This is a genomic window from Fodinibius sp. (assembly GCF_041642155.1).
Lineage (GTDB): Bacteria > Bacteroidota > Rhodothermia > Balneolales > Balneolaceae > Fodinibius.
This window is the reverse complement of sequence record NZ_JBEPWZ010000008.1, coordinates 14,969-33,796: the sequence shown is the minus strand read 5'-3', so window position 1 is coordinate 33,796 and position 18,828 is coordinate 14,969. Positions and strand designations below refer to the sequence as shown.

14 protein-coding genes and 1 pseudogene are annotated in these 18,828 nt (G+C 52.2%); 11 read left to right on the top strand and 4 right to left on the bottom strand.

Annotated elements, in window-relative coordinates; translation table 11 throughout:
- The 11 genes and pseudogenes from ACESLU_RS01415 to tsaD form a co-directional block, all read left to right on the top strand.
- Positions 1 to 339 (top strand): annotated as a pseudogene (locus ACESLU_RS01415) (hypothetical protein); the annotation flags it as partial.
- On the top strand, positions 339 to 2,396 hold the full coding sequence (locus ACESLU_RS01410) for a ComEA family DNA-binding protein (RefSeq protein WP_372634080.1): 2,058 nt from the start codon (positions 339 to 341) through the stop codon (positions 2,394 to 2,396). The pseudogene ACESLU_RS01415 and the gene ACESLU_RS01410, both read left to right, overlap by 1 nt.
- Positions 2,397 to 2,523: 127 nt before the next feature.
- Positions 2,524 to 2,736 (top strand): hypothetical protein, encoded by a 213-nt coding sequence (locus tag ACESLU_RS01405; RefSeq protein ID WP_372634077.1) that lies wholly within the window; start codon positions 2,524 to 2,526, stop codon positions 2,734 to 2,736.
- A gap of 162 nt (positions 2,737 to 2,898) precedes the next feature.
- Complete coding sequence (locus ACESLU_RS01400) at positions 2,899 to 5,895, top strand: tetratricopeptide repeat protein (RefSeq protein WP_372634074.1); 2,997 nt, start codon at positions 2,899 to 2,901, stop codon at positions 5,893 to 5,895.
- A complete protein-coding gene (gene aroA, locus ACESLU_RS01395; protein ID WP_372634071.1) occupies positions 5,895 to 7,184 on the top strand; it encodes a 3-phosphoshikimate 1-carboxyvinyltransferase in 1,290 nt (429 codons plus the stop codon). Before ACESLU_RS01400 ends, aroA begins: the two co-directional genes overlap by 1 nt.
- A 137-nt stretch (positions 7,185 to 7,321) precedes the next feature.
- Entirely contained in the window at positions 7,322 to 7,747 is a 426-nt protein-coding gene (locus ACESLU_RS01390; protein WP_372634069.1) for an Hsp20/alpha crystallin family protein, read from the top strand.
- 101 nt (positions 7,748 to 7,848) lie between these two features.
- Complete coding sequence (gene dnaK / locus ACESLU_RS01385) at positions 7,849 to 9,807, top strand: molecular chaperone DnaK (RefSeq protein ID WP_372634066.1); 1,959 nt, start codon at positions 7,849 to 7,851, stop codon at positions 9,805 to 9,807.
- A 151-nt stretch (positions 9,808 to 9,958) separates the two neighbouring features.
- Positions 9,959 to 11,524, top strand: a complete 1,566-nt coding sequence (gene nadB, locus ACESLU_RS01380; RefSeq protein ID WP_372634063.1) for an L-aspartate oxidase — start codon at positions 9,959 to 9,961, stop codon at positions 11,522 to 11,524.
- A gap of 9 nt (positions 11,525 to 11,533) precedes the next feature.
- Positions 11,534 to 12,394 (top strand): carboxylating nicotinate-nucleotide diphosphorylase, encoded by an 861-nt coding sequence (nadC, locus tag ACESLU_RS01375; protein ID WP_372634060.1) that lies wholly within the window; start codon positions 11,534 to 11,536, stop codon positions 12,392 to 12,394.
- Positions 12,395 to 12,422: 28 nt separating this feature from the next.
- Positions 12,423 to 13,364, top strand: a complete 942-nt coding sequence (nadA, locus tag ACESLU_RS01370; protein WP_372634057.1) for a quinolinate synthase NadA — start codon at positions 12,423 to 12,425, stop codon at positions 13,362 to 13,364.
- 261 nt (positions 13,365 to 13,625) lie between these two features.
- Positions 13,626 to 14,627 (top strand): tRNA (adenosine(37)-N6)-threonylcarbamoyltransferase complex transferase subunit TsaD, encoded by a 1,002-nt coding sequence (gene tsaD, locus ACESLU_RS01365; protein WP_372634083.1) that lies wholly within the window; start codon positions 13,626 to 13,628, stop codon positions 14,625 to 14,627.
- Positions 14,628 to 14,680: 53 nt separating this feature from the next.
- Here the strand turns inward: tsaD and rnhA are convergent, their stop codons facing one another.
- From rnhA to ACESLU_RS01345, 4 genes are all read right to left on the bottom strand, one after another.
- On the bottom strand, positions 14,681 to 15,136 hold the full coding sequence (rnhA, locus tag ACESLU_RS01360; RefSeq protein WP_372634054.1) for a ribonuclease HI: 456 nt from the start codon (positions 15,134 to 15,136) through the stop codon (positions 14,681 to 14,683).
- Entirely contained in the window at positions 15,129 to 15,968 is an 840-nt protein-coding gene (gene pyrF / locus ACESLU_RS01355) for an orotidine-5'-phosphate decarboxylase (protein ID WP_372634051.1), read from the bottom strand. Before pyrF ends, rnhA begins: the two co-directional genes overlap by 8 nt.
- 165 nt (positions 15,969 to 16,133) lie before the next feature.
- Positions 16,134 to 17,474, bottom strand: a complete 1,341-nt coding sequence (locus ACESLU_RS01350; protein WP_372634048.1) for a hypothetical protein — start codon at positions 17,472 to 17,474, stop codon at positions 16,134 to 16,136.
- An 18-nt stretch (positions 17,475 to 17,492) separates the two neighbouring features.
- The gene (locus tag ACESLU_RS01345; protein ID WP_372634045.1) at positions 17,493 to 18,761 is read right to left on the bottom strand and encodes an OmpP1/FadL family transporter; all 1,269 of its coding nucleotides are present in this window, start codon (positions 18,759 to 18,761) and stop codon (positions 17,493 to 17,495) included.
- Between the last annotated feature and the right edge of the window lie 67 nt (positions 18,762 to 18,828).

Here is an 18,828-nt window from a genome sequence, read left to right as displayed (position 1 = left end):
AGGGCCGTGAATGTCAACCAGCCCAGCTACGGCTCGCGTAATGACGAGGAATTACCGCGCAATCTCAGCGTGGGATTTTCTTACCGGCTTTCGGATTTGGCCCTTTTTTCAACGGAGCTGTTTAAGGATGTGCGTTTCCCTTTGGCATACCGGGGGGGTGTAGAGGTGAACATCATCGGCGGATTAACCGGCCGGGCGGGTATTACAACGGCGCCCCGGACCTTTTCAGCCGGATTCGGATATCTTCAGCCCGCATGGAGTGCCAGTGTGGCCGTCCAGCGTCACGCAAACAATGTGCTGGGCTACAGTCCCGCTGTCGATTTCAAAATCAGCTGGTAATGCGCGTTCGGGGCATAGGCATATCGGTTTTGGTACTGCTGCTTCCGGTCATTGCGGGAGCTCAGCAGCGCGACTCGACCCGTTCGGAAGTACGGGAAGACCTCGAGCAGGCCCTGGAAGATCTTGATCCCGATAACCGGGAGAGCAGCAGTGAACAGCTGATCCAGCTTTTGCAGGATATGTCCGCCAACCCGGTGAATGTCAATCAGGCTGACCTGCATACACTGATGCAGGTGCCGGGAATCAACCTCAAGACAGCCCGGGCAATTATTCGGTATCGCCGGGACGTAAAACCGTTCGAAGCACTGCAGGAATTGACGGAGGTTACCGGTATCGGCCGGGTTACCTATGAGAAAATTCATCCCTATGTAACGGTCGGCAGGGGACTCGAACTCAGCAGGAGGTTGTTCACCGACCGCCGGTACTGGACCAACGGCGGCCGGTTCCAGGCGTTTACGAGATACCAGCGGGATTTGCAGGCGGCCCGGGGCTATCAGGTTTCGCCGGAGGAGGGGGGCTACCTAGGCGGCCCGGCAAAATATTACCAGCGCATGGACTATCAGAGCGATCACCTGTCGGCAAACCTGACACAGGAGAAAGATGCCGGCGAAATGCTGCCCGGTCCCACGCGATTCGATCATCAATCCTGGCACCTGGCGCTTGAAGATAACGGTCGGCTGCAAACGCTGGTGGCGGGGGATTACAGCCTGTCATTTGGTCAGGGACTGGTGCTGTGGAATGGCGGCGTGTTTGGCAAGGGGAGCAATGTGACCGGTGCGGCCAATCGAAGCGGCCGCGGCATCAAGCCCTACACGTCGGCCCAGGAGACGAACTATTACCGGGGCGCCGCGATGACGTATGGGGGACGGTTTCAGCTGACTGGCTTTTATTCCTCCCGCCGGCGGACGGCCGGTGAAATTTCGCCCGACACCACGCGATTTCCGACCGAAAGCGGGTATCACCGTACGAAACGGCAGCAGGCGCGGCGCGGAAACCTGCGGCAGCGTTTGTATGGGGGACATATCCGGGTGGAGCTTCCCGTTGGTTTTATCGGTGCTACCGGCTACCAAACGACATTCGACCGCTACATCGCTGCCAGTGATCAGGATTATGCCAGATATGATTTTGAAGGGACCTCCGCGTCGACCATCGGGGGGGATTATACTCTCCTTTTGGGTCCGGCCGTTGCTTTTGGCGAAGCCGCCCGAAGTGAAAACGGGGGATGGGGTGTTGTCAGCGGCCTGGAAAGTCCCATAGGACCCGATACGGAGATGGCGCTGGCCTATCGAAATTATCAGAAGGAGTTTCAGTCAATCCTGGGAGAGGGGTTTGGGGAAGGTTCCGGTACGCCCAAAAACGAGGAGGGAATCTATCTTGGCCTGCAGCATACGCTTGATGACAAGATCACCCTTAACGCGTATTTCGATCAATTCCGATTTCCGGCGGCTCGCTTCAGAACCCATCAGCCCACCAAAGGGTACGACTGGCTCGGGAAGGCCGAGATGGAGATTAAGCCCGGACTGGACGCTTACCTGCAGGTACGGGGCGAAACCAAAGAGGATGAATACGAAGTGACGGACAAACTGGGGCGGCTTCGGCGGGAGCTGGGGAACAGCCGGCGCAGCAGCATCCGGGGACATATCGAATATCGGGTAAATGATGACGTGCGGCTGCGAAGCCGGGCAGAGTGGGTACGGAGCCGCGGGGCCGGAGAAGAGATCGAAACGGGATTTCTGCTCTATCAGGATCTGCGGCTGGTTTTAGGCGAAAAACTGACCCTGGATACCCGTGTTACGGTTTTTGATACCGAAAGCTATGCCTCGCGGGTATACCAGTTTGAAAACGACCTGCTCTACGTTTTTGCCAGTCAGCCGCTGTTTGACCGCGGCCAGCGGATGTACCTGCTGGTCAACTACGAGCCGTTTTCATTTTTGGAGTTCTGGGCCAAGGTGGGTATCACCAAATATGAAGACCGGCAGGTTATTGGCAGCGGACTCAATGAAATCCAGGGCGATACCCGCAGCGAAGTTGGGGTACAGGCGCGCATCAAATTTTAAAGAATGACCGCTATTTTTCATTTCCGAAGGAACATTTTGGATTTATTTATATACTAATCAACAGCATTGCACGTAATGAATAGGCATATTGTCTGGTATGGTGTGCTTGCATTAAAGTACCCGGTGTATGAATGGCTCTAACCGGCGAGTTAGACTCATTCGACCCGGCTGGCAAATAGGAACGGAGCTGCGGCAGGGCCGGAAGGTCGATGAAGTACATATGTATATGATGCAAGACGTGAATTTGCTTCTGCAGCTCGAGCGTGTGACCCGTTGGCCCGACCGGGCAAACCTGTTTTGCACCATGCACAAGGAGCGTAAGATGAATACCTTGCGATAACGTGCAAACACATAGATGGAAATATAAAATAATAGGTGTGTTCCTACTTATTTTTTACATTTAGACCTCTTATAATCTCATATTATAAGAAGTCCGATGTATGCCTGATAATATATTGTTATATTTCTTCGAAACAGAAACAGTAAACGGCTTCCGTATCTCATGGTAAAACGATTCAAATTTTGCGCTTTATTTTTGATGCTTGTGTTTGGCTATACCCTTCAGCCTCATGCCCAGGAAGTTCAGGAGCCCTCTTCCGCACATTATCAACAGGGAATTCAGCTTTTTGACCGGGGACTATACGAAGAGGCGGCCGGTGAACTGGAGCGGTTTGTCAGCCGCGAGGAAGACCATGAGCTGGCATTGTCCGCCCGGTTTTATTTGGTGCGGGCCCGGGCAAAAATGGATTCCACGAATAAACAATCTTACTACGAGCGATTTATAGCAAACCACCCGCACACCGATTTTTCCTCTACACTGCTGTTTGATCTGGCTGAACAGGCCGAACAGCAGGGACAGTACAGCAAAGCCATCAATATCTACCAGCGTTCGCTGGACTTGGGATTGCCCCGCAAAAAAGCGGCTGAGGTCCATTACTGGATGGCCGAGGCAGCCATCGCCGGGGGAGATACGGAACAGGCGAGGCACTATTTTCTGACCGTGGGCGAAGAGTACCCGGATTCGGAGTGGGCCCCCAAAGCGCTCTATACACGCGGACGATTATTCCTGTCGGAAAATAACTACGATGCTTCCACCGAGGCTTTTGAACTGTTGAAGGAACAATACCCCAATTCCGATATTACACGCAGAATCGGTATGGCCCTCGGCGAATCGTACTACCAGCAGGGCCGCTATGAAGAGGCCATAGGCGCTTTTGAGGATGCCATGCCCTACCTGGATGAAGAGATGACAACGAAAGCGGTGTTGCTCATTGCCGAAAGCCATAATTATTTACAGAACTTTGATGAGGCTTCTAAAACGTATCTCCAGTATATCAATCGCACAAAAGGCACGGATGAGGAGCGGTCAGCCCATTACGGACTGGGATGGCTGTACCACAAGCAGGAAATTTATCACTGGGCATCGGATGAGTTTGAAAAAGCGGCGGAAGGATCAGATGAGCTCGCACGAAAAGCCCTGTATTACAAAGCGGTGAATGAGAAATTAGGGTCGAGGTACCGCGAGGCCATGGAAACCTTCCGGGGCTTCGGCGATCGGTTTAGCGAGGGTCCGTGGGTGGAAAAGACGTATTATGAGTGGGCTATTACCGCTTATGAGATGGGTCGCTATTCGGAGGCCATTGAAGTATTGTTGCCACTTGTTCGCAATGAAGAGGAGTTGGAATGGGGCGGGAAAGTATACACGCTGCTGGGAGAAGCCTATTTTGCCAATGAAGAGTTTACCCGTTCTATACAGGCCTTTGAAGCTGCCGAGGATGTGACCGATGTGGATCCGGCGGTCAAGCGCCAGGCTCGTTTTCAGAAAGCATGGGTACAGTACAGTAACCAGGCGTATGAAGAGGCCCAGGCTATTTTTCACTCGCTGCATCAGGAAGTACCCGGCGAGGAAGTTGGCCGGGAAGCCCTCTTCTGGAGCGCTGACGCGTATTACAACATGGAGGAATTTGGTCCGGCCGCCAACCAGTTTAACCAGTTTATCCAGCAATATCCCGATCACGAGCTGGTAGGCCCCGCCAGTTACTCGCTGGGATGGAGTTACTTTAAGATGGGGAATTTTGAACAGGCGATTGGTCCGTTCAGGACGTTCCTGCAGGAATATGAAGCTCCCGAGACGGCTCTCTATCCGTATGACACGGATACCCGTCTCCGCATTGGAGATGCTTACTATGCCCTCGGCAATTACAGCGAAGCCATTGCCACCTATAAGCAGGTACTCGGCGCAGAGCCGGGAGGAGACTACGCCCTGTTCCAGATCGGTAACAGTTATTATCGAAGCGAGCGGACCTATGATGCCGTTACGACGCTGCGTCGTTTTTTACGAACGTACCCGGACAGCCGGTTGAGTGAGCAGGCTCAATATAATATTGCTTACATCTACTTGAATACCGGCAACTACTCGCAGGCCGTGGAAGAATTTCAGACCGTGATAAATAAATATCCCGGTACCAGCTGGGCGGCGCGGGCACAGTATAATATCGGTGATACCTATTATAACGCCGGTGACTATGATAAAGCAATCGAAGCTTACAAAGAAGTAATGGAAAAGTACCCGGAAAGCGACTATATCATCGAGGCGGCCAATGGTATTGAGTATGCCCAGCTTTCAGCCGGAAATACGGATGCAAGCTCATCGGTCCTGGAAGATTTCCTGGAGGAAAATCCGCAGACATCCATGGCCGACCGCCTGCGCTTTCGAAAGGGCGACAAACTTATGCAGTCCGGTGATTACGAAGGGGCGATTGAGGAGTTTCAGCAATATATACGGATCACGAATAACCAGGATCTTCTGCCTGACGCCCATTTTAATTTGGCCGATGCCTATGAGCAAACAGACCAGCTTGATCAGGCTGTAAGCACCTATCAAACGATTGCAGAGGAATATCCAGACTCCGAACGGGCCGGGCCTGCTCTGGCGGCACTGGGACGTATTGCCTACGAGCGGGGTAATTATCAGCAGTCATACAGTTATTTCGAACAGCTCTTGGAACAGGGAGGCAACCGGTATCGACTGGAGGCCTATATCGGGATGGGAGACGCACAGATTGCGATGGGCAACAATTCTGCGGCCGAGGAGCATTACCGGTCGGCCCTGCAGATTGACGGCAATTACGCCGCGGCCAATGTGGGTCTGGCAAAAGTATCGCTCAACGAAGGGGCTTATCAGGATGCCAAAGATATGCTGAATCTGGTGGCCGAGGCCAATACGACCGAAGTAGGGGCTGAAGCGCAGTACCTGCTGGGGGTAGCGAGCTACGAAAATGGAAATTATGAAGAAGCCGTTCAGCATTACTCCAGGGTAAGTGTATTATACGGGGCCTTCGACAGCTGGATTGCAAAGTCCCTGCTCGGGAGGGCTGAAAGTTTTCTCCAGATGGAACAGCCCGGTGAAGCCCGGTCAGCACTGAATACCCTGGTTAACGATTATCCGGATACGCCGGAAGCACAGGAAGCACAACGTTTACTGGAACAGACGAATTAATGGATTATACTGTTCAACCGGCTGCGTCGCTGCATGGCACGCTTCAACTGCCGGCCGACAAGTCAATTTCACACCGGGCGGCTATGTTTGCTGCCCTGCATCAAGGCACCTCAACCATCACCAACTTTTCAGAAGCCGCCGATCCGCACAGCACGCTGGACTGTATGCGCGGGCTGGGTGTTGTCATTAAGGAACCGGGGGAGAACACGATCATTGTGGATGGAGTGGGGCGCGACGGGCTGCAAACTCCTTCCGGCGACCTGGATTGCGGGAATTCAGGGACGACCATGCGCCTGTTGAGTGGCATCATCGCCGGTTCAGGCGTTTCCGCCCGCCTGACGGGGGATGAGTCGTTATCTGCCCGCACCATGAAGCGTATCATCGAGCCGCTTCGGGCGATGGGGGCTAAGATTGAAGCCCGGGAAGATGATTATGCTCCGTTGAATTTCCGCCGGGATGACGAGCTCAAACCCCTGCACTTCCCCCTTCCCATTCCCAGCGCACAGCTGAAATCGTGTGTGCTGCTGGCCGGGCTTTTCGGTGACGGCCCGACCGAGGTGGTCGAAACACTGCCCAGCAGGGATCATACCGAACGGCTTCTGAATCTTACCGTTGAGGAAAAAGAGGGAAAACGGATGATCCGGTCCAGCCGTGAAGATGTCGTGCCCGGGCAATCCTGCCGGGTACCCAGCGATTTTTCGGCGGCCGCCTTTTGGCTGGCGGCGGGGGCAATTCATCCCCAAGCAGAAATCATCCTGCCGGGGGTGGGAGTGAATCCCACCCGGACAGGCGCTCTCGGGATCCTGCAGCAGATGGGGGCTGATATAGAAATTACGAATGAAGATCGGGAAGGAGCAGAGCCGGTAGCCGACATACGGGTAAAAAGCTCACCGCTGACACCGGTGACGATAACCGGGAAGGTGGTCCCCAACTGTATCGATGAAATTCCCATTCTGGCCATTGCCATGCTTTTTGCCGATGGTACTTCACGGGTTTCGGGAGCAGAAGAGCTGCGTCACAAGGAGACCGACCGCCTGAGTGCGCTGGCCGATATACTGGAATCGGTTGGAGCTGACTTTGAAGAATACAAAGATGGCTTTACCATTAAGGGAGATCCCGACTTCAGGCCCGAGCAGGCTGCATTCCGGAGCTTCCATGACCATCGCATTGCTATGGCGGCGGCCGTGCTGGCATTGATGGGAACCGACACTTCTACTGTTATAAACGGCCATTGCACCGCCATTTCCTATCCCGGCTTTTGGAAAGATCTGTCAATGCTGACGAATTGATCCTTTGATCCGCAAATTTGACAAAACCTGTCGATTGTTGACGCAATAATGCCAATACGTCATAAAACATTCCTTTCTGTATAGGTTGGCATTGTGATTGCTTTTATAAGAGCAAACATCAACCAATGGTTAGCTCCATGAGTGAATTTACGATCGATATTGAAAAGCAGTTAACAAGACTGGGCAAGGATATCCAGGATTTCGTAGAGCGCATTGTGCCGCTCGAAGATAAAGGGCACGATTTTACGCCCTCTTGTGATATCATCGAAAGCGACGAAACATTTGTCATTAAGCTGGATTTGCCTGGATTATCAAAAAAAGAAATTAATATCGCTCTTAAGGAACATGTATTAACCGTAAAGGGAGAACGAGCCGGAAAACTGGCCGAAGATGAAACGTATCGCCGGCAGGAGCGCGCAACGGGCGTATTTTCACGCTCATTTGCGCTTCCGGAAAATGTGAATACGGCCGAGACAGAGGCCCGGTTTAGCAACGGTGTTCTCTCTGTTACGATGCCGAAAACGGATGTCCCGGTTGACGCGACATCCATTCCGATAAAATGATATGAATGTATTTATTGTCATGCCGCCCCAATCGTTTTCGGGTCGGCGGTGAATATTTTTTAAAGAATTAATCAACTAACAAAAAATCATAAACGACTATTATGGGAAAGATCATAGGAATTGACTTGGGTACAACGAACTCCTGCGTTGCCGTTATGGAGGGAAATGAGCCCACTGTTATTCAAAATTCAGAAGGCGGACGAACAACGCCTTCGGTTGTCGCTTTTTCAAAGGATGGCGAGCGCCTTGTTGGCGCACCCGCTAAGCGACAGGCCATAACGAATCCGGATAAGACAATCTCTTCAATCAAGCGCTTCATGGGCCGCTTCTATGACGAAGTTAAGGAAGAGGCTAAACAGGCTTCGTACAAGATCGTCAAAGGAGATGACAATACCGCCCGTGTGCAGATTGAAGACCGCAAGTACGCGCCACAGGAGATTTCTGCGATGGTGCTTCAGAAGATGAAGCAGACCGCGGAGGAATACCTGGGTGAAAACGTTACGGATGCCGTTATTACGGTACCGGCCTATTTCAATGATGCACAGCGCAAGGCCACGCAGGAAGCCGGAGATATTGCCGGACTGAATGTAAAACGAATTATTAATGAACCCACGGCTGCTTCGCTGGCTTACGGGTTGGACAAGAAAGACCAGGACCAGACCATCGTGGTGTATGACCTTGGCGGTGGTACGTTTGATGTTTCTATCCTGGAACTGGGTGACGGCGTATTCGAGGTCAGGTCCACCAGCGGTGACACCCATTTGGGGGGCGATGACTTCGACTCGCGTCTGATTGATCACCTGGCCAAGGAGTTCAAAAAAGACGAAGGAATTGATCTGCGCGAAGATCCGATGGCCATGCAACGGCTCAAGGATGCGGCTGAAAAAGCAAAAATAGAGCTTTCCAGCTCACAGAAAACAAATGTCAACCTGCCGTTTATTACGGCTACGGACTCGGGGCCCAAGCACCTGAATATAGATGTCAGCCGCTCGCAATTTGAGAAGCTGATTGACGATCTTGTTCAGAAAACGGTTGGACCGTGCAAGAAGTCCCTGGATGATGCCGGATTGAGTAAGAACGAAATCGACCAGGTGATCCTGGTGGGTGGTTCTACGCGCATTCCGAAGATCCAGGAGGTTGTTAAGGATTTCTTTGGCAAAGATCCCAGCAAGGGCGTAAACCCTGATGAAGTAGTTGCTGTGGGAGCCGCTATCCAGGGTGGTGTCATGTCGGGCGATGTCGATGATGTGGTCCTGCTTGATGTTACGCCGCTGTCGCTGGGTATTGAAACCCTGGGCGGCGTGTCAACACAGCTTATCGAGGCGAATACCACGATCCCTACCAGCAAGAAAGAAACCTTTTCTACGGCCGCGGATAATCAGACGAGCGTAGAGATTCATGTCTTGCAGGGGGAACGTGCAAAAGCTCAGGACAACCGAACACTGGGTCGCTTCCACCTTGACGGCATTCCGCCGGCACCCCGTGGTGTCCCTCAAATCGAAGTGACGTTCGATATTGATGCCGACGGAGTACTTAATGTAAGTGCGAAAGACAAGGGTACCGGCAAAGAACAGAGCATCCGCATCGAATCTTCTTCCGGACTGTCTGAGGAAGAGATCGAAAAAATGAAGCAAGCTGCCGAAGAGCATGCCGAAGAGGATGAACGCATCCGCGAGCGGGCTGAGAAGCTTAATAAGGCCGACAGCCTGGTCTTCTCTACACGCAAGCAGCTGGATGAGCACGAGGATAAGATCTCGGATGAGAATAAAGAGAAAATTGAAGCTGCGCTTGAAAAGGTTAAAGAGCTGCACGACCAGGAGAAGGTTGATGAGCTCGATGAAGCTATGGAAGAGCTGAATACCGCGTGGTCGGCAGCTTCACAGGAGATCTATCAATCGGCAGCCCAGGAGCAAGCTCAGCCGGGAGGCCCGGGCGGACCCGGAGCGGGAGCCGCCGCCGGAGCTTCTAACGGAGCAAGTGATGCGGAAGCGTCGGATGAGGAAGAAGACGATGCGGTAGACGCTGACTTTGAAGTCGTCGATGACGATGAGAAGGAATAAATAGCAGCCCTCTGATTCTGCATGGAGATCAATAACAGAGATAGGTCGAAATTAAAGCCCTCCATCGATTGATGGAGGGCTTTTTTATTATCTTGGGTAGCTTACCGAATATCCCTTATATTTAGGGTGAAATTTTAGAAACCTGTATTACGTGAACAGCACAACCATAAGCACGGACTTTCTCGTTATCGGCAGCGGAGCAGCGGGCCTTAATGCCGCTTTGCATGCCAGCAGGCATGGCCGTGTCAGGCTGGTAACGAAATCCGGGCTCGAAGAAAGCAGCAGTTATTGGGCCCAGGGAGGCATCGCCGCCGTGTTGAAAGGCGATGATACCTACGAAAGCCATAAGAAAGATACACTCCAGGCGGGACGCGGGCTGTGTGATGCCGAAGCCGTGGACCTGTTGGTTAGCGAGGGCGCACGGGAAGTCAAGCGATGTATTGACCTGGGGATGCGGTTCGATAAAACGAACGGGAAGCTCGATCTCGGTCTGGAAGGTGGCCATTCCAATCGGAGAGTCCTGCATGCCAACGGGGCGGCCACCGGTAAGGCGCTCATCGAATTTTTGACGGAATTGGTAAAAGCGGAAGAGCGCATTACGGTAACGGAACAGGCGTTTGTCCATGAACTGTTCAAAAATGAAAAAGAGGAGCGCTGCGGGGGGGCGGCAGCATATCTGTACAAGGAACATGAACTGTTACGGATAGAAAGTCCGGTAACGATTTTAGCCACCGGAGGCTATTCAGGGCTTTTTCAGCGGAGCACAAATCCCCATACCTCGACCGGTGACGGCTTGTGGCTCGGATATGATATCGGCGCAAAGCTGCAGGACCTGGAGTTCGTACAGTTTCATCCCACGGCTTTCTACGCCGGTGACGGCTCCACCTTTTTGATCAGTGAGGCCGTACGGGGCGAAGGAGCTCACCTGTACAATGAAAAAGGAGAACGGTTTATGGGTGCCTATGACCAGCAAGAGCTGGCTCCCCGCGATGTGGTGTCCCGGGAGATATTCCGTCAAATCCAAAATCAGGACAATGACTTTGTCTACCTGGATGTGCGTCACCTGGATACCGAAAAGCTGGATGCCCATTTTCCAAATCTGATCGGCAAGGTTAAGGAACAGGGGATTGATATCAAAAGAGAGGGTATTCCGGTGGCTCCCGCTGCCCACTATTGTATCGGGGGACTGGCAACCGATCTGGAGGCCCGGACAACTATAAAAGGATTATACGCCTGTGGTGAGGTAGCGGCGACGGGGGTGCACGGGGCCAACCGCCTGGCCAGCAATTCGCTGTTGGAATGCCTGGTTTTCAGCAAACGTGCGGTTCAGCATGCCTCGACCACCGGGAAAAGGCCGGAGGCGAGTTTTTCCACTGATTTCAGGATCCGTGATGATTCCGGCGAAGCATTTACGGCCCTGCAACAGGAAGTTTCGGAAGTGCTAAGCCGCCACGCCGGCATTCAGCGCAACAGAGAAGGATTGGAGCAGGCGGCCGATCGATGTCAGACGCTGAGGGAACAGTTGCCGGATGAGCAGAACGAATATTTCGCCATACGTTCGCGCGGGCTGGTACAATTGGCTGAATTGATCGTACAGTCAGCACTGCAAAGGGAGGAAAGCCGCGGGGTGCATACGCGGACTGATTTTCCGGAAAGTTCTTTGATGTCGGAACGTATCGCTTTTCAAAAACCTATTGAGCATTCGGAAGCTCTTTAAACCGATAATATGAATACAGCATTAACGGAAAGAATTCCAGAAGAGATTATTAATCGCCTGATTGATCAGGCATTTGAGGAAGATATCGGAAGGGGGGATGTCACAACCGATGCGATCATTGATAAACGTGCTCTGGCCGAGGCCATCTGGACGGCCAGGGATGTGGGAATTGTTGCAGGAATTACCATCGCCGGGCAGGTGTTCATGAGGTTGGACCCCGACGTACAATGGATGCCGAAAGTCGACGAAGGGGAAAAGGTATCAGCCGGCAGTGAAATCGTTGTTGTGCGCGGGCGGGTTCGTGCTCTTCTGACGGCCGAACGCATCGCCCTGAATATTGCCCAGCGAATGTCCGGCATCGCTACCAGAACCCGTCAGTTTGTGGAAGCCGTTAAAGAATTCGATACGCAGATTTTAGATACCCGGAAGACGGTGCCCGGGTGGCGTTTGCTGGACAAGTATGCTGTCAAAGCGGGTGGGGCGCAGAATCATCGCATGGGGTTATACGATATGGCTATGATCAAGGATAATCATATCGTTGCAGCCGGCAGTATTGAACAGGCCGTACGCAAGGTGCGTAACCGTCATCCCGAATTGAAGATTGAAGTGGAAACGACGACGCTCCGGCAGGTTGAAGAGGCACTCTCGTCCCGCGCCGATATAATCATGCTCGATAATATGAATGCCGCTGCGATGCGGGAAGCCGTGGAGCTGATCAAAGACCGGGCAAAAACGGAAGCCTCTGGTAACATCACGCTTGAGAGGATACGCAAAGTTGCAGAAACAGGCGTTGATTATATTTCAGTGGGGAGCCTCACTCATTCGGTGGACGCATTTGATATCAGCCAAAATATACAACAACTTAATTAAACAAAATCTCAAACAGTGAGATAATTTTATGAATACCCAAGAGTTAGTAGCAGAAATAAAACAGCTGAAAGAGGAACGTAATGCCGTCATCCTGGCGCACAACTACCAGGTGCCGGAGGTACAGGATATTGCAGACTATATCGGAGACTCGCTGGGTCTCTCGCACCAGGCCGCCGAGACTGAGGCCGAGGTGATTGTCTTTTGCGGGGTGCACTTCATGGCCGAGACGGCTTCCATCATATCGCCCAATAAAAAAGTACTTATCCCGGACCTGGATGCGGGTTGCTCACTGGCAGACAGTATTACCGTGGAGCAGCTTCGGGAGTGGAAAGCCGGGCACCCCGATGCGGTGGTGGTTACCTACATCAATACTACGGCCGCCGTTAAAGCGGAATGCGATTACTGCTGTACTTCCTCAAACGCTGTCGATATTGTAGAATCGATACCGGAGGAGAAAGAGATCCTGTTTCTGCCGGATAAATTCCTGGGTTCGTATGTAGAGATGGTTACGGGCCGCGAGCTGAATATATGGGATGGGGCCTGCCATGTGCATGAAAAGATCGGGGAGCTAAATCTGGGTGAAAAGCAGAAGGAATACCCGGATGCCGAAGTGCTGATCCATCCCGAATGCGGCTGCTCTACCTCGTGCATGATGAAATCGGCGATGTATTTCGATTGTGAAGACGGACACATTCACTCTACCAGCGGCATGCTGAATCGTGCCAGCGAGTCTGAGGCTGAAGAGTTTGTTGTGGCTACCGAAACCGGCATTCTGCACCGGATGAAGAAAGAAAATCCGGGAAAGAAATTTTACCCGGCGAATGAAAACGCTGTCTGCGAATTTATGAAGATGATTACCCTCGAGAAGCTCCATGAGGCGCTTAAGTACGACCAGTTTGAGGTTAAGGTACCTGATGAACTGGCGGAGCGGGCGCATCTGCCGATCGAAAGGATGCTGAGCGTCGCATAACTTTAAAAAGTTATATTACTTGGTGGGTATTCCTTATTCTGTATTTCGATTAAAAATAAACAGAGGGCTTTGGAAAAGCAGGAGTTTTGTTCAATATGTCAAACAGGATCAATGGCTTAATCGTTAATGTTACGGTTTCGTGAATAATCGGGGTTGAGCATATATGAGAATGTTGAATACGTGAATATGCAGAAATTGGCCAAAAGAATCGTCTTGCCAAGCTCTCAAACAGGATATGGGTTGCGTAACCCGGAATGTATGATGAATATTTTAGGTATAGAGTCCTCCTGCGATGAAACGGCTGCAGCGGTTTATACCGCCGATGGACTGCAATCCAATGTAATAGCCTCTCAGGCTGTCCACGAGCGGTACGGAGGGGTTGTACCCGAGTTGGCTTCGCGCGCGCATCACAAGACGATCCAGGCGACGGTACAGCAGTCGCTGGAAGAGGCCGGTATATCGCTTGATCGGATCGATGCGGTGGCTGTGACGCAGGGACCCGGTTTGATGGGCTCGCTGCTGGTGGGACTTTGTTTTGCCAAGGGACTCTGCCTGTCCCGCGACCTTCCGCTTATCGGCGTCAACCATATGGATGCGCATATCTATGCCAATTTTATTGATGGTGAGCCCGAATACCCGTTTGTTTCACTGACGGTCTCCGGGGGTCACACACAGCTGGTGCATGTTCGGGGTCCGTTTGATCATATCCTGTTGGGACAAACACGCGATGATGCCGCCGGGGAAGCTTTTGATAAGATCGGGAAGATTTTAGGCCTTCCCTATCCCGCCGGTCCGGAGATCGACAAGTGCGCAAAGGAGGGGAACCCGCAATTTCATGACTTTCCGCAGGCGATGCTGGATAATAAGTTTGAGTTTAGCTTTTCGGGACTCAAAACCTCGGTGAAGTATTACCTGGAGGACCGGGAAGACCGGGCATCCTTTTTGACCGATCATCTCAGCGATATCTGTGCCAGCGTGTCGCGGGCTATAACGGATGTTCTTGTCAAAAAACTGGAGAATGCTATTGAGCATACCGGCGTGCGCACCGTGGTACTGGCGGGGGGCGTCTCAGCCAATTCCATGCTGCGCACCAGGGCCCGGGAAATGGCACGTGAGAAAGATTGTCGCCTGTATATCCCCCGCCTGGCCTACTGTACCGATAATGCCGCCATGATTGCGGTTACCGGCTATATGATGGGACAACGACAAATGTACTCCGATATGAACCTGAAACCCTATGCTAATTTAACAGAAAGTAGATAGCCCTAAATAGAAGGCAACTTTGGACTTTTGGCCCTCGACTTTCTACTCCATTCTTACTGCTGGAATTTCCTGGAAGCTTCCACCGCCAGCCGGTCAACCCGATTGTTGCGCTCATTATCAGAATGACCTTTTACCTTGATCCACTCCACATCATGGGGTTGCATGGCGGTAAGCATCTCTTCCCACAGGTCGCGATTTTCCACCGGCTTTTTATTTGCTTTCTTCCAGCCGCGTTTCAGCCAGCCGTCTACCCAACCCTGCTTAAAGGCGTTGACGATAAGCGCGCTGTCGCTGTGTATTTTTACGTGGCACGGCTGATTCAGGGCGTTTAACGCTTCGATGACGGCCCTCATCTCCATACGGTTGTTGGTGGTGTCGTGGGACCCGCCGGTGATCTCTTTTTCTTTGCCATTCCACTGGAGCAGTGCTCCCCAGCCGCCCGGACCCGGGTTTCCGCTGCAGGCGCCATCCGTAAATACAATAACTGTTTTCTTATCGGTGTCAGGCATACTTTTCCGTAATTGGAGATAATCGCCGCTTTAAGTTCCTGGCCGATCGGGCCACTTCTTTTGCCCATTGGTCAGATTCACTGCCCGCATATATAATGCTCCGGCTGGAATTGACGAGGGGAGTTCCCCGGTGATTGGCCAGGGCTTCTGCTAATTCAGCAACCGATCCGCCCTGTTTGCCCACCCCCGGGATAAGCAGCGGAGCAGCCGGGAACTGCCCGATGACCGGTTGAAGATCAGGGGCTTTGGTGGCCCCGACCACCATACCGATGGCTGTGGCGGTTTCTTCCTGTCTCTGTCTGAGCCGTTTTGCGATGTAAGCCGAGACCGTGTTCCCGTCCGACAGTTTTCTGAGAAGTATGTCCCCGGCCCCGGGATTGGAGGTCAGGGTCAGTGTGTAGATTCCTTTGCCGGATTCCTCCAGGAAGGGATCCAGGGTTTCAAATCCCATCAGCGGGTTAAGCGTAATGGCGTCCACATCGAAGTGATCAAAAAAAGCTTTGGCGTAATGTTCGGCCGTAGAGCTGATATCGCCTCTTTTTGCATCGGCAATGACGATTTTATCGGAAGGGAGATAATCCAGGATTTCCTGGAAAATATCCCAGCCGTCCGGCCCAAGGGCTTCGAAAAACCCTAAGTTAGGCTTGTAGGCCGCGCAATATTCCCGGGTAACATCAATCACTTTTTTTAAAAAATGGCTGACTTTTGCAGGGTCAGCCATATCCTTATTCCGGAGCGCCGCCGGCAATAAGTTCAGGTTGGGATCAAGTCCCACGCAAAGGGTGGATTCAGCCCCTTGTACCGCTTCGGCCAATTTCTCTTTGAAGGTCATAAAATATAACAATTAAAGTTCAGCAGAAGATACAAACTGCCGGAGGGGATTCGAAATGGTTAACGATAAAAAGGAGCCTGCATGGTACGGCTCCTTTTTAGTTACTTTTTCTGCTGTGACAAGCGTCCCACTACTTCCCTGTTTCCCATAATAAATAATCAAACCTCAGTTGCTTGTGGGGATGCCCCTGGGAATGGAGCTGAGATTTATATCCGTGAGGCTGGCGTCGTAGGTATTGTTAATGGCCTCGATCGTGAGGTTCGCTACAATCCCGTGCCCCTGGTTGCTGGGATGCACCCCGTCAAAGCTGAAGAGTTCTCCGGGCACCGGCCGCATCGTTTCTCCCCCGACGGATACCCCTCCGTCTTCAACAATCTGGCCATAGGCAGTGTGAATATCTACCAAAGCATAGCCGTGATCGGAGGCGGCTGATGCAATCACGTTATTGTATTGCTGAACCACACCGTTAGCCCGGGCCAGCTCCGATTCCCCGGTCGGGGGCGAAATGGTAGGTCCATCCAGGACCAGGTTATTGGGGATTGCGTTATCAGGAGTCACAGGCGGCGGTACCTCACCAGCTTGCATTTGAGCAAAGTAACCGGATGCCGATAGCAATAGGAAATCGTTCTGCTGCATGCGGCGTGCAGCAGTAGATGTTTCAATATAGATTGGAGGATTAGGACTGTCTTCCCCGGTAGCCAGCTGGTAGGTTTGGGTGGTTTCATCAAAGGTGATAGCTCCCTGTTGCTCCAGCTGAGCCCTGAGAAAAAAGACATAAGGGATACTCGTTACATCGGGAATATTATAGAGTACGGCATCCGCTTCCGTCTGGACAATCGCCTGAATAGAAGTCCGGTATAGATTTTGGAAATCTTCCGGGGGCAGGTAGGGCTGCGTGCCCCCGCTTGTAACATATCCCAGGATATCGTTATTGCCCAGCCAAAACAGGACGAAGGTTGGTTCCAGTGCCTGTAGCTGCTCTGCCTGGGTTTCCCCCAGGTCTCTCAGTACAATCTCGAAAAACGGATTGCTTTGCTGCCGGTCGGAATAGGAGGCTCCGGGAAGGTCCTGTCCCAGAAAATCGGCCAGGATAGTGCCGGGAATGCCCAGGTTGTTATAGGGCCGGTCGAGGTCAGCATTAAGAGGCTGTCCCTCTTCTTCTGTTGGCGTGGGGGTGTTGGCCGGATCCGCAGGAGGGATGGATCCGTCAAGTTCCAAACGTCCCCCGATACCCGGGTTGCTGATAATCGGCTGTTCAAATTCTTGAACCAATTCCATTTGTCCCGCCACCAATGAAGGGTAGGAGTAGCGCTGGGCGGTTTCAAACAGTGCGCTGCTTTGAAATCCGGCCGTCAGGCTGTTGCCGACAGCTGCCACGGTTGAAAAGTCAGCCTCGCCGCTGTCAGATTCAAAACTGACATCATTGAAATCCTTGCAGGAATAAAGTGATACTGACGCTATGAGGAGCGTGAGAATTGAATGTGTTAATAGCTTGCGAAATTTCATAACAGGACTCCTTTATACTTAAAATTTCATGGTTACACCAAGAGAAGGCAGGTTGGCATGCGTATTATAGACCCCGTGAAAGCCGTTGACCGATTCGCGGTTGATTCGTTCCTCAGACCTGATGAAGATGTAGGAAGCATCAACGGCCAGGTAATCAGTGAGTTGATAGCTGACGCCCCCCGAAAACAGCCACCGGTCGGAGTCGGGCAACGTAGGGTCCATATGTTCGGTAGGCAGAGGCGATCGGTCAAAGGCGATGCCGGCGCGAAGAGAGAGTCCCCGGGTCCAGGCGTCTGTATACTCGCCGCCCACCCGTATTTGCCAGGAGTTGTCGTACCCGCGCTCATTTGCAAGCCGGTCTGATCCGAAGGCGGGTATTGTTTTATCAAATTCGATAACCAGTTCATCGTAACTGGACCAACCCCACCATACATAATCGGCTTCGAGACTGAGATTTTCGGTCGCTTGCACATTCACGGCCGCCACCCAGTTGGCCGGGAGCTCAAGCGTGGTACCTCCTCCGGCGTCGGAAGGAAACAGGGCAGAAGGAAGATCCCCGAAGTCAGCATCGCCGCTGAATTCCGTTTCCACCTTGCTGCGATACGTGAAGCCGAGCCGCACCATCTCTGTAGGTTCATACAGAAGTCCCACATTGTAACCGATGCCCGGTTTGTCGAGTTCTCCGTCTAATGAAAAAATATCTTCTTCGACCGCGAAATCTTCGACGGCACGAGAAAGATTTACGTTCCCATAGGCGGCAATGACCAGGCCGGCCCCTATTTTAACATCACCGATGCCGAAATCGGGCAGCTGGTATCCGACGGTTGGCTGGACAAATATTGTTTCAATAGAGGTTTCGATAGCCTCTGTACGGCCCACCCAGTTGGAATCCCATCGGGTACCCAATCCAAAGGGAGCATAGACCCCGATGCCGGCCGTAAGTCCATCCTCAATTTCATAGGAGGCATAAAAATTGGGCACAAAAAAGTTTTGTTCGGCCATTTCATATCTTTGATCGCTGCCTGGGTACGAGCTGGAACTTGCAAAAGGTCCCCTGAAGGTTGACCGGGGGGCTATAATGGTCGCACCTGTGCTTACACGTATGCCATCCAGCCCACTGAGTCCGGCGGGATTATAATAGATTGTAGATACATGGTCAGCATAGGCGGAGAAAGCTCCCAGCATTCCGTTGGCACGAATGCTGGCTTCATAGATCGAGAAACCGCTGGAATAGGCGGAAGCCGAACATACGAATACAAGGCCTATCGTAGCTATTAATTTTCGCATGAGATCATTATTAAGATTGAGATTTTCATGGCTTAAGGAGGATGCGGATCCTTAAAATTAGTACTTC